The sequence below is a fragment of the Micromonospora sp. SL1-18 genome, from assembly GCF_047921505.1.
In the GTDB taxonomy this organism is placed as follows: domain Bacteria; phylum Actinomycetota; class Actinomycetes; order Mycobacteriales; family Micromonosporaceae; genus Micromonospora.
The window spans coordinates 25,588-41,396 of sequence record NZ_JBLROA010000006.1 but is presented as its reverse complement, the minus strand read 5'-3'; the positions used below and the strand labels follow the sequence as shown (position 1 = coordinate 41,396).

The window sequence follows — 15,809 nt, the reverse complement described above, 5'->3', positions numbered from 1 at the left end:
ATTCGATCCTCCCCTATGGACTGGATCAGGGCACCATAGACGCCGCGGCCAGTTCGTGGCACCGAAACCTTGTTACAGATCCGTATAGCCAGCGATAACTTTCCGTAAGCAGTGGCAGGGCGGGTGCCGGGCGTCGGCGCGGCGGGCGCGGCCCGCCCTCCCAGGCGGTGGGGAAGCTAGCGCCTTCCGCTCGACCCGGCGGAAGTACGACGAGGCGGCCACACCCCACTATTGGAGGCACATGAAAATGATCAGCTCTCCGTGCAACTTTTCGATCGGTCAGGACGTTTCTACAACGGACGGTCCATGGCGGACCGGTCGAATGGACGGGGAGGCACATGCGATCCAGCAGAAGCAGAAGAGCGTTGCTGGCCGGGGGGATCGTCGTTGCGCTGCTGACGGGCGCGCCCGGCATCGCGGGCGCCAAGCAGGCAACCGCAACGCCGGCAGTCAAGCCGACGGCCGCTACTGGCGAGGCCCAGACGGTGACGCTGATCACCGGTGACCGGGTGACCGTGCTCGGCAACGGCCGCCTCAGCGTCACGCCGCGCAAGGGCGTCGCGTTCCACAGCTACCGTGCCGGGGAGCACCAGTACGTCATTCCGTCTGACGCGGTGCCGCTGCTGCGGGCGGACCGGCTCGACCGGCGGCTGTTCGACCTGACCGAACTGCTCGCGGCGCAGGCCGCGCGCCCGTCGTCGATGCGGCTGATCGTCTCCGGCGCCGCCGCCGCGCCCGGCCTGTCCCCGCAGCGGCGACTGCCCGCGGTGCGGGGCTTCGCCGCCGAGGCGCCCACCGAGTCGCTCGCCCCCCGCTGGCAGGCGACCCGCAAGGGCCTGACCGCGGGCAAGATCTGGCTCGACGCCGTACGCAAGCCGGCGCTGGACCAGAGCGTCCCGCTGATCGGCGCGCCCGCGGCCTGGTCGGCCGGCTTCGACGGCACCGGGGTGCGCGTCGCGGTGCTCGACACGGGCATCGATGCCACTCATCCTGACCTGGCCGGGAAGATCTCGGTGCGGCAGAACTTCACCGAGGGCGAGGAGGACGACCGCGACCGCGTCGGTCACGGCACCCACGTCGCCTCCACCATCGCGGGCAGCGGGGCCGGCTCCGGCGGGAAGTACCGGGGCGCCGCCCCCGGCGCGTCCCTGCTCGACGGCAAGGTCTGCGTCCAGTTCGGCTGCCTGGAGTCATGGATCGTGGCCGGCATGCAGTGGGCCGCCGAGTCCGGGGCGAGCGTCGTCAACATGAGCCTCGGCGGACCGAACAGCCCCGAGGTCGACCCGCTCGAGCAGGCCGTCAACAGCCTGACCGCGCAGCACGGCACGCTGTTCGTCATCGCGGCCGGCAACGACGGCGCGGACGACACCGTCAGCTCCCCGGCGACCGCCGAGGCGGCGCTGGCCGTCGCGGCGTTCACCAAGTCCGACGAGCTGGCCGAGTTCTCCAGCCGGGGCCCCAGCGCCGACGGCTGGGCGGTCAAGCCCGAGATCGCCGCGCCCGGCGTCGACATCGTCGCGGCCCGCGGCAAGGACGGGTTCCTCGGCGAACCGGGTCAGCTCTACATGCCGCTGAGCGGCACGTCGATGGCGACCCCACACGTCGCGGGCGCGGCCGCGCTGCTGAGCCAGGCGCACCCGAAGTGGACCCCGGCGCAGCTCAAGGCGACGCTCATGGCCTCGGCCAAGCCGTCCAGTGACGTTGGCGTGTTCGCGCAGGGCGCGGGTCGGGTGGACGTGGCCCGAGCGATCACGCAACAGGTCACGACCACGCCGACGTCAGTGACGTTCGGGTTGCAGGAGTGGCCCCACGACGACGACGAGGTGCGCAGCGATGTCGTCACGTACCACAACAGCGGCAGCGCCGAGGTGACCCTGCGGCTGGCGCTGACCACGGCCGCGCCGGACGGGATCTTCTCGCTCAGCGCCGACACGGTGACCGTGCCGGCCGGCGGGCAGGCCTCGGTGACGGTCACCGCCGATACCCGGCAGGGCGGCGACGTGATCGGCGGCCTCGGCGGCCAGGTCACCGCGACCGCGGCGGGCGTCTCGGTGCAGACGCCCTTCGGCGTGGTACGGGAGGAGCTCAAGTACCCGGTGAAGGTCACCGCGACCGAGCGCGACGGCGACCCGGCGGAGAACGCGTTCACGGTGTTCCTGCGTAAGAGCGATTACCGGGAGTTCCTGGTCTTCGGCGCGAGCAACAACCTGCGCCTGCCTCCGGGCGAGTACTTCGCGTTCAGCTGGGTCGACGAGGAGAACGGGGACGACTACAGCGTCTCGCAGCTGGTGTATCCGAAGCTGTCCGTCACTGGGCCGACGACGGTGTCGATGGACGCCCGCGGTGCGAAGGGCTTCGACGTCACGGTGCCCGATCCGAGCGTGGTGCCGCTGCTGGCGTCGTACGACGCGAGCTACGCCGAGGGCGACGGCTTCAGCATGGGCGTCGGGATCGGGGGCGGCGACTTCGCCTCGATGTTCACGAAGCTGGTGGGGCCCAAGCCGGGGAAGGGCCTGAGCTCGCAGCTCAGCGGCACGCTGGCCGAGGTGGACGAGCAGGGCTCTGTGGCCGGCTCGTACGTCTACAACGTCGGCTGGCACGACAAGAACGGCCTGCTCGGCGGGTTGGTCAAGCACCTGCGGTCGAAGGACTTCGCCACGGTGCGGGCCTCGCACGCGGCGGTGGTGGAGGGCAGCATGGGCGTGAAGCTGGCCTTCCTCGCACCGCCGAACGGTGGCGGCGGCTGGGCGGTCGGCTGGGAGACTCCGCTCCCGTTCACCCGTACCGAGTTCTACGCGGGTGACGCGCCATGGCAGAACGAGTTGATCGTGGAGCTGCCGGCCGAGGGCGACGACTGGCCGGAGATGCTGTCCGACCACGGCGCGCTGCCCACCACCTACCGGGCCGGGCGTACCTACGAGGAGCAGTGGAACAAGGGTGTGTTCGGGCCGAGCGTGGCGCCGTTCTTCCCCGGCGACGTGCCGGCGCTGCGTGAGGGCGACTTCATGTACATCTCCCCCGGCCTGCTCGGCGACGGCCAGGGCCGGGCCGGCTTCGGGCAGATCACCTCCGGGTCCGGTGCGCTCTACCGTGACGGCAAGCTGGTTGCCGAGTCCGACTGGGGTCCGGGCGTGTACGCCGAGGACGTGGACCCGGCCGGGGCGACGTTCCGCTTCGACGGCAGCCTGGAGCGCGACTCGCGCCTGACCACCAAGCTGTCGGTGAGCTGGACGTTCCGTTCGGCGCACACGGACACGCTCCGGGCGCTGCCGCTGACCGCGGTCAGCTTCGCGCCGCCGCTGGACGATCACAACGTCGGCAAGGCCGGCGGCGTGGGCGTCTACCCGGTGACGATCACCCAGAGCGAGGGCTCGGGACGGGTGGTCGAGCTGACCGTGCAGGCGTCGTACGACGACGGGAAGACCTGGCAGAAGGTGCCGGTGTCGAGCCACGGTGGCTCGTGGCAGGTGCAGGTGACGCACCCGAAGGCGGGCGGCTTCGTGTCGCTCAAGGCATCGGGCGCGGACGCGAAGGGCAACACCTTCGACCAGACCGTCATCCGGGCGTACGAGCTGCGCTGATCACCGTACGAAAAGGGGCCTCGGCGACCGCGGTCGCCGGGGCCCCATTCCCGTCATGTCAGAGCGCCGCCGCGACCATTTGGCGTTGTGTGCCGAGGCGCGCGAAGAACCGCTCGTCGAAGTCGGATGCGATGTCAGAGACCTCGATGTACGTCGTGTCGTCCAGCCGAATGGCGTGCTTCTCCTTTCCGACTGGGCCGATGCGCATGAGTTGCAATGCTTCTCCCAAACCTGTCAGATCAGCGTCGTGGGGGCCTGACCCGGATGATCGCGTCGATCTCGGTCGGCGAGCCGGCCGGTAGGGCGGCAACGCCCAATGCGGCGCGGGCGTGTCGGCCTCGTTCACCAAGCACCCGGATGAACGCCTCCGTGGCGGCATCGGCGACGAGGTGCTGGTCGGTGAAGTCTGGTGTGCTGGCGACGTAGACGGTGACCCGGTCGACCTGGACGACACGGTCCAGGCTGCCCAGCTCCCGCTCGACGACGGTCAGCACGTTGAGCGCACATTGCCATGCGCAGTCGCGGGCCTGGATCAGGGTCACCGGACCACCGACCTGCCCACTGTGGAGCAGCACTCCGTCCGCCGCCGCGATCTGCCCGGACACGGTCAAAACTCCGTTGTCGTCGCGGATGGGAAGGATGCCGGGCCGCGGTGCACCGAGCGGTGACGGTCCCGCGTTCGTGAGTTCGGAGAGCGGCGATGTCATGGCGTTCCTCATTCGGGTTCGGGCGAGTGGTCGAGTGGTTCCCAGCCGAGCAGTCGTCGAGCCTTGTCGATGGGCGCAATGCGCTGGCGGTAGTCGCCGCTGATGGTGAACACGTCGAAGCCCGTGCCCGGGTAGTGCAGGGCGGCCAGGATCGCCCGTGCGGTGTCGCGGGCCGAGGTGGCGATGGTCCGGTCGGCCGCGCTGCAGTCCTGTAGCGGGTACTCGGCGTCGGGCGTGGGGAGGCAGAGCCGCAGCGCGACGATGTCCATACTCCACTGGGCAGCGGCGGCGGAGGCGACGAGCTCAGCGCAGCGCTTGGTGACGGCGTAGAAGTCCGACGCATTCGGCGGCACCGACTCGTCCGGGTAGGGCGCGCGGTCGGGGTCGCGGTACACCGACATCGAGCTGGTCAGCACGGCCCGGCGTACGCCAACCGATGCGGCCGCCCAGAGCGCCATGTGCGCGCCGGTCACGGTGATGTCGAAGTGGCTGCGTACGTTCTGCGGGCTCCCCCAGCCGTCGATCGGCCCCATCGCCATGTACACCAACGCGTCCGTCTCGCGCGCGGCGTCAACGACCGCGGCCATGTCCAGGGCGCTGCCCGGACGGTGCAACCACGGCCCGGGCGCGGGAGTCCTGGGGTCCAGGACGGTGACGGCATGCTGGGCGGCCAGGTGCGGCAGCGTCATCGTGCCGACGGCTCCGGCGCCACCGATCACGAGGAGCCGCATCAGGCTGCCGCGACCGTGATCGGGGCCAGGCCGGCGTCGGTCACCAGCCGGCGGAGTTCGGCCAGGTCGAGATCGTCGAGGGCGAGGAACGGGGTGCCCCGGGTCCGCGTCCAGTCCACCACTCCGCGCATTGCCAGTACCTCCTTGTACGCCTCGATGCCATGCAGCCCGAAGAAGTTGATCAGCGGCAGCAGGCTCGCGTGCACCCGCCTGGCCTCGGCGTGCTCTCCCCGCTCCAGGGCACGCCAGACCTGTACGTAGCGTTCGGTGGCGATCGAGGTGGGCATGATGGCGCAGGCGCCGCGTGCATGCTGCTGAACCATGTACCGACCGCCCTCCCCGCCGATCACTCCGTCGATCGAGTCGCCGAGCCGATCCAGCAGTGCACTGGTCAGGTGGGTGCTGGTCCGAGTCTCCTCCTTCACGTATCGGATCGTCGGGTACCGGCGTACCAGCGTCTCGATCGCGGACACGTCCAGGTCGTGGCCGAACGGGGGCGAGGAGTTCTGCAGCACGATGGGCAGATCGGTGACGCGAGTGACCGCACGGAAGTAGTCGTCGAGCAGGTCCGGCCGGGCACGGTGCAGGTACGGCGGCATCACCATCAGCGCGTCGGCGCCGGCGGCGGTAGCGCTTCGGGCGGCTACTGCGGCCGTGGCGGCGCTGGTACCGGAGGCACCCACGATGACCGGCACCGCGCCGGCGACCTGGTCGACGGTGAGCCGGGCCAGTTCGTCCCGTTCGGTCTCGGTCAGCGACCAGAACTCGCTGGCGACGCCGAGCGTGACGATCGCTGCGGCACCGGCGTCGACGTTGTACGCGACGACCCGGCGGCAGGCGGCTTCATCGAGCGAGTCGTCGGCGGTGAAGGCGGTCGCCATCACCGGCAGGATCCCGTGCAGTGGTCGGTCGAGCATGGGGTCTCACTCCTCGCGGCCGATGGCGGTGGGCGTCGCGGGTTGACATCACCAACGCCTGCTATATCGTCTGGAGAAACGGCGGTCTCTCTCCTAGAGACACGCAGCATAGCGCAGAAGGAGTTCCCGTTGAAGTCGACGGTCATTCACACCCCAGACGCGCCCGCTCCGGGCGCGGCGTATTCGCAGGCCAGAATCGCGGGGCCCTTCCTGCTCACTTCGGGCTGCGGCCCGATCGACGCGAAGAGCGGCCGGATCGCCGGAGGCACGGTCACCGACCAGACCAGGCTCACGCTCGCCAACCTCCGCGCTCTGCTGGCTGCCGACGGGCTCGACCTGGCCGACGTCGTCAAGGCCACCGTGTACCTTCAGGATCTTGAGCGCGACTACGACGAGTTCAACCAGGCATACGCAGAGCTGATGCCCGCGCCATGGCCCGCACGGACGACCGTCGGCGCCGACCTGACCGGGATCCTGGTCGAGATCGACTTCGTCGCGCTGCGCCGGACCGTCGCATGACCGCGGGCGACAGCGTGGCCGGAAAGATCACAGCCTGGCCGGGCTCGCACACCGCCTGGCACCGGGCCCAGGCCAGCCTCGCCGGCGGGGTGAGTACCGGGCTGCGCGCGTCGATGCCGCCGCACCCGTTGTTCTTCCATCGCGGTGCCGGCAGCCGGCTGTGGGATGTCGACGGCAACGACTACCTGGACTACGTGCTCGGGTGGGGACCAGTCATCGTGGGCCACTCCCACCCGGCGGTGGTGGCCGCGGTCGGCGAGCAGTTGCACCGCGGGCAGACCTTCGGCTCCGGACACGTGCTGGAGTACGAGGTGGCCGAGCGGCTGTGTAGCCGGATCCCCGGCGCTGAACGGGTGCTCTGGAGCAACACCGGTTCGGAGGCCGTGCAGGTCGCGTTGCGGTTGGCCCGGGCGCACACCGGCCGGCGCCGCTTCGTCAAGTTCGAGGGGCACTACCACGGCTGGACCGATCCGATGCTCGTCAGCTACCGCAACCTCGCCGAGGACGGGCGGCCGGTGCTCAGCAGCGCCGGACAGCACCCCGGCGTGCTGGCGGACGTGTCGGTGTTGCCGTTCAACGACTCCGCCGCCGTGGCCGAGCTGTTGTCCCAGCCGGGCAGCGACATCGCCGCGGTGCTGGTCGAGCCGGTGTTGTGCAACACCGGCGTACTGCCGCCGGCCCCAGGATTCCTGGAGGAGCTGCGGGCCGCCTGCGACCGTAGCGGCGCAGTCCTGGTCTTCGACGAGGTCATCACCGGACTGCGGATCGCGGCCGGTGGCGCGGCCGAACGGTACGCCGTCACGCCCGACCTCACCGTGCTGGCCAAGGCGTTGGCTGGCGGGTTCAGCCTCAGTGCGGTCACCGGACGCGCCGACATCATCGAACAGGTGACATCCGGGGTGGTGCACGCCGGCACCTACAACGGCAACCCCATCGCGTTGGCGGCCGCGGCGGCCACGCTGGATCTGCTCGCCGGGCCCGACGTGTACCCGCACCTGGAGGCCGTGAGTGCGCAGCTGGCCGACGGGCTACGCACGGTCCTCGCGCGGCACGGGGTGACCGCCCACGTGCACCATGTCGGCCCGGTCCTGCAGCTCAGCCCGGGGATCACCAAGGTGCGCACCGCCCGCGACGTGCTCGCCGCGGACTGGGCCTTCTACAACGAGCTGATCGTGGAAGCGCTGCGACGGGGACTGTTCCTGCTCCCGGGCGGCCGGTGGTACCTGTCGACCGAGCACTCCGCGGCCGACGTCGCGCAGACCGTGGCCGCCCTGGACGACGCGCTCGCCGAGCTCGGCCGTGCCGGTCGCCTGCCGGTACCGGTCACGGAGAGCTGACGTGCCGGATACCACGGTGGTCGCGTGCGGCTTCACCGACGCCATCGAAGGGCCGGTCGTCGACCGGGCCGGCCGGGTGTACGCGATGAACTTCGGCCGCGAAGGCACCATCGGACGGCTCGACCCGGACGGCTCCGTGGCGTGCTGGCACGAGCTGCCCGAGGGCAGCGCCGGCTGCGGCGCGGTGTGCGGACCCGACGGGCGGCTCTACGTTGCCGACTGGCGTACCCACACGATCTTCGCCATCGATCCGGCAACCGGTGAGCGGCGGGTGCACGCCCACGATCCGGCGATGCACCAGCCCAACGACCTCGCGGTGCTGTCCGACGGCACACTGTTCGCCAGCGATCCGGACTGGGCGAACGGCACCGGCCAGCTGTGGCGGATCGATCCGGACGGCACCAGCACGCTGGTCGAGTCCGACATGGGTACGACCAACGGAATCGAGGTGTCCCCGGACGAGCGGCGGCTGTACGTCAACGAGACAGTACAGCGGCGCATCTGGGTGTATGACCTGGACGCCGGGCATCGGCCGTCTGGCAAACGACTGCTGGTGCGATTCGACGACCACCTGCTCGACGGCATGCGTGCCGACGCGGACGGCGTGCTGTATGTGACCCGCACCGGTGCCGGCGTGGTGGCCAGGGTGCGCCCGGACGGCCGCCTGGGCAGGGACGTGCGGCTGCACGGTCGGGACTGCACCAACGTCGTCTTCGGCGGCCCGGAAGGGCGCACGCTGTATGTGACCGTCGCCGATACCGGCTGCATCGAGGCGACACGGGTCGCGACCGCCGGCCGTAGCCACGCAATGGTGGGCAACGCGGCATGACGGAGATCGTGGTGGCGCACCGGTGCGTGGTCGGCGAAGGCCCGCTGTGGTCGGTGCGCGACGGATTGCTGTACTGGTTGGACATTCCCGAGCAGCGGCTGTGGCGGTTCGACCCGACGAGCGGTGCGACCGCCAGCCGACCGCTGTCAGACGTCGTCGGCAGCATCGGGGTGCGGGCGGCTGGCGGGCTTGTCGCCGCCACCCGGAACGGCTTTGCGGCCCTGCGACCGGACACCGGTGAGCTGTCCGGAATATGCGATCCGGAGCCGGATCTCCCCCAGCACTACTTCAATGACGGCAAGGTCGATCCGGCAGGGCGTTTCTGGGCCGGTACGCTCAACGACGGGCCACCGACCGCCACCGGTACCCTGTGGCGCCTGGACGCCGACCACGGCTGCCAGCCCATGCGGCGCGGGGTGATCTGCCCGAACGGGCTGGGCTGGAGCCCGGACGCGCGGGTCATGTACTTCACCGACTCCCGCCGGCACACCATCTTCGCCTTCGACTTCGACGTGGAGTCGGGCCGGATCGGCAACGAACGGGTGTTCGCCTCGGTGACCCCGCCGGCCGATCCCGACGGGCTGTGCGTCGACGCGGAGGGCTGCGTTTACAGTGCCCAGTGGGGCGGCGGCCAGGTCGTCCGCTACGACCCGACGGGCCGGATGGTGGGCACGATCCCGGTGCCGACCCCGTTGGTCACGAGCGTCGCACTCGGCGGGTCGGACCTGCGCACGCTGTTCATCACCACGGCGAGCATCGGCCTGGGCGCGGCGGAACTTGCGGCCGACCCGGCCGCGGGCGCGCTGCTCGCGGTGGCGGTGGACACCCCGGGGCGTCCCGAGCCGATGTTCGCGGGTTGAGGGGAGACGACATGCTTCGACTGGCGGCGCTGGGCCTGTTCCACGAGTCCAACTCGTTCTCCCCCACCCCGACCGACCGTTCGGCCTGCGAGCTGATCGGGATCCTGCGCGGCGAGCAGATCCGGGCGGTGCACGGCGACTCGGACAGCACGATGGCGGGGCTGCTCGCGGGGGCCGGCCCGGACGTCGCGGTGGTGCCGCTGGTGTACTGCGGCCCCCAGCCGGCGGGACCGGTCACCGCGGAGGCGTTCGACAGCATCGTCGACGAGATGGTCGCGGCGCTGGCTGCGGACAGCTGGGACGGGGTGCTGCTCGCCCTGCATGGCGCAGCGGTCGCCGACGGGTATCCGGACGCCGACGGAGAAATCGCCTCGCGGGTGCGGGCGGTGGTGGGCCAGGACGTACCCATCGGGGTCGCGTGCGACCTGCACGGCAACGTCAGCTCCCGGCTCGCTGGCGCCGTCGACGTCATCGTCAGCTACCGGACCAACCCCCACGTGGACGCCCGCGACCGCGCCCGGGAACTGGCCGGCCTGGTGGCCCGCGCGGCCCGGGGCGAGGTCCGGCCGCGCCAGGCGTGGCGGCCGGTGCCGATTCTGCTGAACATCCTCCGGCAGAACACGAGTGACGAGCCGATGCGGTCGATCCTCGACGCCGCGGAGCAGATCCGGCGACGCCCCGGCGTGCTGAGCGCCTCGGTGCTGCAGGGCTTTCCCTACGCCGACGTGCCGCACGTGGGCATGTCCGTCGTCGTCGCCACCGACGGCGACGACGCGCTGGCCGGGTCGTACGCGGACGAGCTGGCCGACGAGGTCTGGCGCCGACGCGAGCACATGCGGGGCGACGCCCTGCCGATCGCCGCGGCCCTCGACGCCGTCACCGACGGGCCGACGCCCGTACTGCTGCTCGACGTCGGCGACAACATCGGCGCTGGTACGACCGGCCGCAGCGCCGCGATCCTCGCCGCCGCACTGGAGCGTGACTTCACCGGGCTGCTGAGCCTGATCGTCGCGCCCGAGATGGTGTCGCGGTGCGCGCTGGCCTACACGGATGCCGGGCCGGGCGCCGAGGTCGAGGTGACACTCGGCGAGGCGGCTACCGGCCCAGTGGTGACCGTGGTCGGCACCGTACGGCGGCTGCACGACGGCGTCTTCGAGGATCCGACGCCGACACACGCCGGGTACCGCCATTTCAACGTCGGCCCTACCGCCGTGCTGGACCTGGCCGGCGGCACCACACTCATCCTGGTCAGCCACGCCATCATGCAATCCAGCCGGCAACAGCTGCGCTGCCTGGACCTCGTTCCCGCCGCCTTCCGGGCGATCACCGCCAAAGGGGTACAGTCGCCGCTGGCAGGCTACGGCCCGGCCGTGGCCCGGGTGCTGCGGGTGGACACCCCGGGCCAGGCCACCGCCGACCTGTTCAGCCTGCCGTACCGGCACCGACGCCACCCGCTCTGGCCGCTGGATCCCGCTCTCTAGGGCGAGATTGGTGCGCGGGCGCAGCGCCGGTACAGGTCCGCGAAGTCCGTGCTCCCGTCGTCCTCGCGCACCTCGAGGTCCGCGCCGGGCTGCTGGGCGGGCACGTTGCCGGCGCGGCAGTCCGTCCACATCTGTTCCGCGCTGGCATAACTTCGGCGTCGGCCGCCCGGCCACGAGATGGTCAGGATCCGCCGGGGATACGCGATGGGCGTCGCGTCGGGCGTCGAGAGCCGGTGCACCGCTTCCTCGTCCACCGACACGCCCAGGCCGGGGCCGTCCGGCACCCGCGCGTACCCGTTGCGGATCTCGATCGGCGCGCGCAGCAGGTCCTCCGACCACGTGTTCATCGCGGTGACGTGTGGCCACACGGCGTGGCTGAGCACCGCACCCAACTGCAGCGCCAGCGCGGTGGTCAGGCCGGTGCCGCACATCTGCAGGAAGAACGGCCGGTGTACGCCGGCTGCCTGGGTACCCGAGGCCAGCAGTCCGCCGATGCCCTGCCAGGTCACCACGTAGCCGTCGAACGCCTCCAGCGCGACGTTCGCCGCGAACGGCGTGTCCAGGAAGTGGTCGGCGACCGGACGGGTCAGCTTGCCGCGTAGCGCGCGGTATCCGGCGAGGTCGTGGTGCGGCAGCGGGGTCTCGAAGATACCGACCCGTCCGGTGCGCTCCAGTGCGATCAGCACCGGGGCGGCGGTGGCGGCATCGCGGAGCATCTCGTTCCAGTCCAGGTCCAGCAGGAAGTCCGGCGGGGTCACCGCGGACACCGCGGCGACCTGCTCGTAGACGTCGAACCAGGGCCGGGCCTTGAACTTGTGCGTGCGGTACCCGGCGGCCACCGCGTCGCGCGCCTCATGCGCCAGCACCGCGGGCGGCATCTTGGTGTTCCACCACGAGATCGGGCACTCGTCGCGCACCTGGGCCAGCGGCAGCAGGGACCGCACCGGTACGCCGAGCGCCTTGCCGACCGCGTCGTAGAGCGCCATCTGCAGGCCCGGGCCGAAGTCGTCGCGGGACAGGCACTCGGCCGGGTTGCGGCCACGTACGTAGGCGATCGCCTCGTCCGGCACGGGCGCGTAGCAGTAGTCCAGGATGGTCTCGCCCCAACCGACCACGTCCGGGTCGTTGGTGGTGACCCGGATCAGCTCGATGAGCCGCCACTGCCCGATGAGCAGTTCGTTCCATGGCCGGGCACGCGGGCTGAACGGCACGTCCAGCAGGATCCGCTCGACCCCCGTGACGGTCAGCCCGCGCGTCGACGTCATCGTTCCACCTCAGGCCGGATCGTCGATGTCGGTCGCGCCCGCGGCGACGAATTCGGCGTGGTCGTCGGGCAGCGTGCGCTGGCCCCTGCGGTTGACGATGAGCACGATGGTGCCCGGCTCCAGGCAGGTCGGGCTGTGTCGCACACCGGCGGGGATGACCACGCCCTCACCCGCGCCGACCTCCACCGATCCGATCTCCGAGTCGACCCGCATCCGCCCCTGATAGACGAACCAGGATTCGTCGCTGTCGTGCCGGTGCGGCGGAAAGGTCTCGCGGAGCTGGGCGACGCGCATGGCGTAGGCACCGTCGACAAAGGCGACGTTGATGTTGGTGCGGGCGGGGTGTCCCTCGAGCCGGCGGTCGATGCTCCAGGCGGTGAGTCGCTGATCGGTCATGTAAGCCCCCAGGGCGTGACGGCGGCGAGGAACGCATGGTCCATCTGGTACCCGTCGCCTGGTCGGAGCTCGACCAACACCGGCGTCGCCCCGCGCGGCGGCACACGCACACTGGCGGAGCTGGCCCCGGCCGGGATGGTGAGCTGGGCGGTGCGGCCGCCCGCGACGTACGCGACGGTCAGGGACGTGTCAATGTCCACCGGTCCCCCATGGCTGGAGGAGCGGGTGAAGGTCACCGTGGTGCCGTGCGCGGCCAGGTTGACCAGTTGTACCGCGGTGTTCGAGAAGTGGACCGTCGACCAGTCGGTCCAGTCCGGTACGTGTGCCGGGTCGTACGCCGGGTTCACCGGATACTGCCCGGCCACCTTCGGCTGGTCCAACAGCGAGGGCAGGTTGCCGTTGCGGTCGACGTTTCCTCCGTCGGCCCAGTCGATGGTCTTCCATCCGGCGCCGGGATCGGCCGCGTTCAACGCGTTCGGGTCGGGGAAGTCCGGGTTGGCCTTGCACTGGCCCTGGTAGCGGTACGGGCTGTGGTTGTCGGCGGGGTGCGCTATCCCGGACAGCAGTTGCCCGGCGAAGGTCACGTCGTTGAAGGTGACGTTGCGGACGGTCTGGCCCGCGCCCTGGTAGCCGCTGTGGCTGACCAACTCGTTGGGTGCGATGTGCGCGCAGTCGGTCGGCGTGCCGATGCGTACGTTGCTGAAGCTGACCCCGTCGATGCCGCCCACGCGGCCGCCCGCAGCCTGCCATGCCTGGTAGTTCCAGTAGGGGATCTTCGACTTGAGCGTGATCGGTACGCCCAGCGACGGGTTGCTGGTGGAGCCGGTGATGTACGGATTGAAGTTGTTCATGTCCGGCACGACCTGCTCGACAATGAGGTTGTTGACCTGGAAGTTGCGGTACACCCCGCCGAACACCGCCAGTGCCCGCCACACCTGGGGCGCGGAGATGATGACGTTGTTCTCCCACCGGGCGCCGTTGATGTCCGCCCCGGCCGAGGTGCCCGCGGCGTATCCGGCGCCCGTGCCGTTGTTGATGATGACGCTGTTGGTGAACCAGTAGTCGCCGCTGGGGTAGCGGGCGTCGTTGGCCGGGTCGGGTGCGCCGTCGAAGCCGCTGATCGCGCCGGACGTGGTCGGGCCGGAGCCGAAGTTGCTGGAGTCGTCGGTGGTCTTGCCGAACGAGTTGTCCACCCCGCAGTGCCAGCAGTTCCAGAAGTTGACCAGATCCGACTCGGCGGCGCCGCTGTTGGTGTCTTCCTTGAAGTTGGTGAACCGGACGTTGCTGCCGTTCTCCTGCCACACGTTGCCACCGGCGGCGTTGAATGAGACGATGTCGTTGACGGCGACGTCATTGGCGTTGTGCATCAGGATCATCGTCCACCAACCGAAGTCGTGCCAGCGGTTGTGTTGGCCCTGACCGTTGAGCCGTCCCCGGCCGTCGATGGTCACGTGGTCGGCGTTGATGACGTTGACCATGTTGTTGGCCGAGGTCAGTTGTGGCTCGCCGTTGACGTAGTACTGCTTGGCCTGCACCAGCTCGGAGCCGGGTGCCAGGTAGAAGCGCATGTTGCTCTTCAGGTTGACCGAGTGCGTGATGAGATAGCTGCCCGGGTCGAGGTAGAGGGTGCCGCCGGCCGGCACCCGGGCGATGGCGGCGTTGATGGCGGCGGAGGCGTCGGCGTGCCCGGTGTTGTCGGCGCCGCTGGCCAGCGCGCTGACCACGCCACGGCCGTGCGGCGAAGCGGGGTCCGTCTCCAGCGGATCGGCCCAGATCAGCAGGTTGTCCGGGTCGTCGTTCTTGCCGAAGTGAGTGCCGGCCTGGTCGTTGCTGCCGATCACGTTGCTGTCGACCGAGTTCACGTTGTGCAGCTCGATCTTGAGCGGCTCGGTGAGGTCGAAGCTGATCTGGTTGCCGCTCGCCTGTGCGGCGATCCCGTAGCTGGCCGGACTGATGTCGAAGGACTGGACCCGCTCCTTGTAGGTGACCACCACGTGGGCGGTACCGGAGAAGGCGAAATGAGCGTAGGCCCAGCCGTTGTCGTTCATCGGGAAGTCGCTGGTCTCGCCGTCCGTGTAGTGCCAGTGCAGGCCGTGCACGTAGATCGGCGTGCCGTTGACGCTGACCTGGTAGTTGGGGTCGTCTACGTCGGTGGCGAGCTTGGGATAGGCCACGACGGTCGACGGGGCGGCATCGGCGGGGCGGCCGGTTGCCACCAGGGATGCGGCGGCGAGCAGGGCCGCGCAGACGTAGGCGAGGACACCCTGACGACGGTTCATCTGAGGTCTCCGTGGGGGGTGAGGGGTGCGGCGTCGTCAGCCGAGGGCGTGTCGCGCCAGCTGTGCTTCGGCGTCCAGCCGAGCCGCTGCGCGGCGTGTGAGCAGTCGAACGGGCTGCGGTACGGATCGTCGCGGGTCCACTCGGCGAGGCTGGTGCCCGGCCACGGCACCGCCGGCGCGTACTGCTCGATGATCTCGGCGGTGGTCAGCCGGTCGGTCGAGATGTCCCGTGCGGCGAGCAGGGAGCCGTCGTGGTCGATGCCTTCGACGGCAAGGGCGAGGTCGATGGCGGACAGCAGGTCGCGCCGGTCGATGTAGGCGCCGAAGTTGGCGGCCAGCCGTTCGTGCAGGTGTGGATCGTCGCCGCGCCACAGCTGGTAGGTGTCCGGCGCGACGGCGACCAGCGTGGGGCGCAGGCAGATGGTGGGGATGCCGCAGCGGCGGGTGTAGGAGCGGCAGACCTCCTCGGACAGGTGCTTGCCGAGCTGGTAGATGGAGACCGGGTTGCGTGGGTGCCGGTCGGTCAGCGGCAGGAAGTCGGGCTTGTGCTCGTTCTTGATGGCGCCCAGCGCGTTGACGCTGGACACGTACACCACTCGCGACACGCCTGCCTCCACCGCGGCGGTCATCACGTTCCAGGTGCCGCCTGCGGCGATGCTCAGCACCGCGTCCTCCTCGCCGGGCTCGCCGTCGCCCGGGTAGGTGCCGGCGTGCACGACCGCGTCGACGCCCCGCATCGCCTGGCGCACGCCGAGGGCGTCGCGCAGGTCGCCGGTGACGTGTTCCCAGGGCAGGTCGTGCGAGGTGACCCGGTCGAAGGTCACCACGTCGTGGCCGGCCGCGGTCAGGTGTACGGCGGCGGCGCGGCCCACGTTGCCCAGCCCGCCGGTGATCAGTAGACGCATCG

At 70.4% G+C, this 15,809-nt stretch carries 14 protein-coding genes; 6 read left to right on the top strand and 8 right to left on the bottom strand.

Annotated features, from left to right (window positions below; genetic code table 11):
- Positions 1-338 precede the first annotated feature (338 nt).
- Entirely contained in the window at positions 339-3,581 is a 3,243-nt protein-coding gene (locus ACNAW0_RS04225) for a S8 family peptidase (RefSeq protein WP_416286372.1), read from the top strand.
- Positions 3,582-3,639: 58 nt separating this feature from the next.
- On the opposite strand, the gene ACNAW0_RS04220 is transcribed toward ACNAW0_RS04225, so the two are convergent.
- The 4 genes from ACNAW0_RS04220 to ACNAW0_RS04205 are packed head-to-tail and all read right to left on the bottom strand — an operon-like array spanning position 3,640 to position 5,936.
- Positions 3,640-3,789: a hypothetical protein gene (locus ACNAW0_RS04220; protein WP_416286370.1), complete on the bottom strand. Its 150-nt coding sequence runs from the start codon at positions 3,787-3,789 to the stop codon at positions 3,640-3,642.
- Positions 3,790-3,820: 31 nt separating this feature from the next.
- On the bottom strand, positions 3,821-4,288 hold the full coding sequence (locus ACNAW0_RS04215) for a RidA family protein (RefSeq protein ID WP_416286369.1): 468 nt from the start codon (positions 4,286-4,288) through the stop codon (positions 3,821-3,823).
- 8 nt (positions 4,289-4,296) lie between these two features.
- Positions 4,297-5,019 (bottom strand): NAD-dependent epimerase/dehydratase family protein, encoded by a 723-nt coding sequence (locus ACNAW0_RS04210; RefSeq protein WP_416286368.1) that lies wholly within the window; start codon positions 5,017-5,019, stop codon positions 4,297-4,299.
- Positions 5,019-5,936 carry a dihydrodipicolinate synthase family protein gene (locus ACNAW0_RS04205; RefSeq protein WP_416286366.1) on the bottom strand — a complete coding sequence of 306 codons (918 nt, stop codon included), beginning with the start codon at positions 5,934-5,936 and terminating at the stop codon, positions 5,019-5,021. The genes ACNAW0_RS04210 and ACNAW0_RS04205 overlap by 1 nt, the downstream gene beginning before the upstream one ends.
- Before the next feature lie 129 nt (positions 5,937-6,065).
- On the opposite strand from ACNAW0_RS04205, the gene ACNAW0_RS04200 reads away from it, so the two are divergent.
- From ACNAW0_RS04200 to ACNAW0_RS04180, 5 genes are read left to right on the top strand one after another with little or no spacing between them, the layout of a single operon-like run.
- A complete protein-coding gene (locus tag ACNAW0_RS04200) occupies positions 6,066-6,455 on the top strand; it encodes a RidA family protein (protein WP_416286365.1) in 390 nt (129 codons plus the stop codon).
- The gene (locus tag ACNAW0_RS04195; protein WP_416286364.1) at positions 6,452-7,792 is read left to right on the top strand and encodes an aspartate aminotransferase family protein; all 1,341 of its coding nucleotides are present in this window, start codon (positions 6,452-6,454) and stop codon (positions 7,790-7,792) included. Before ACNAW0_RS04200 ends, ACNAW0_RS04195 begins: the two co-directional genes overlap by 4 nt.
- 1 nt (position 7,793) lies before the next feature.
- Positions 7,794-8,621 carry an SMP-30/gluconolactonase/LRE family protein gene (locus tag ACNAW0_RS04190; protein WP_416286363.1) on the top strand — a complete coding sequence of 276 codons (828 nt, stop codon included), beginning with the start codon at positions 7,794-7,796 and terminating at the stop codon, positions 8,619-8,621.
- Positions 8,618-9,481 carry an SMP-30/gluconolactonase/LRE family protein gene (locus ACNAW0_RS04185; protein WP_416286362.1) on the top strand — a complete coding sequence of 288 codons (864 nt, stop codon included), beginning with the start codon at positions 8,618-8,620 and terminating at the stop codon, positions 9,479-9,481. Before ACNAW0_RS04190 ends, ACNAW0_RS04185 begins: the two co-directional genes overlap by 4 nt.
- 11 nt (positions 9,482-9,492) lie before the next feature.
- Complete coding sequence (locus tag ACNAW0_RS04180; RefSeq protein WP_416286361.1) at positions 9,493-10,962, top strand: M81 family metallopeptidase; 1,470 nt, start codon at positions 9,493-9,495, stop codon at positions 10,960-10,962.
- Here ACNAW0_RS04180 and ACNAW0_RS04175 read toward each other — a convergent pair.
- From ACNAW0_RS04175 to ACNAW0_RS04160, 4 genes are read right to left on the bottom strand one after another with little or no spacing between them, the layout of a single operon-like run.
- Positions 10,959-12,227, bottom strand: coding sequence for a mandelate racemase/muconate lactonizing enzyme family protein (locus ACNAW0_RS04175; protein WP_416286360.1), 1,269 nt, complete (start codon positions 12,225-12,227; stop codon positions 10,959-10,961). The two genes, ACNAW0_RS04180 and ACNAW0_RS04175, sit on opposite strands and share 4 nt — an antisense overlap.
- 9 nt (positions 12,228-12,236) lie before the next feature.
- A complete protein-coding gene (locus ACNAW0_RS04170) occupies positions 12,237-12,623 on the bottom strand; it encodes a cupin domain-containing protein (protein ID WP_416286359.1) in 387 nt (128 codons plus the stop codon).
- Positions 12,620-14,902 carry a glycosyl hydrolase family 28-related protein gene (locus tag ACNAW0_RS04165; RefSeq protein WP_416286358.1) on the bottom strand — a complete coding sequence of 761 codons (2,283 nt, stop codon included), beginning with the start codon at positions 14,900-14,902 and terminating at the stop codon, positions 12,620-12,622. The genes ACNAW0_RS04170 and ACNAW0_RS04165 overlap by 4 nt, the downstream gene beginning before the upstream one ends.
- Positions 14,899-15,807: an NAD-dependent epimerase/dehydratase family protein gene (locus tag ACNAW0_RS04160; RefSeq protein ID WP_416286357.1), complete on the bottom strand. Its 909-nt coding sequence runs from the start codon at positions 15,805-15,807 to the stop codon at positions 14,899-14,901. Before ACNAW0_RS04160 ends, ACNAW0_RS04165 begins: the two co-directional genes overlap by 4 nt.
- Positions 15,808-15,809: the final 2 nt, after the last annotated feature.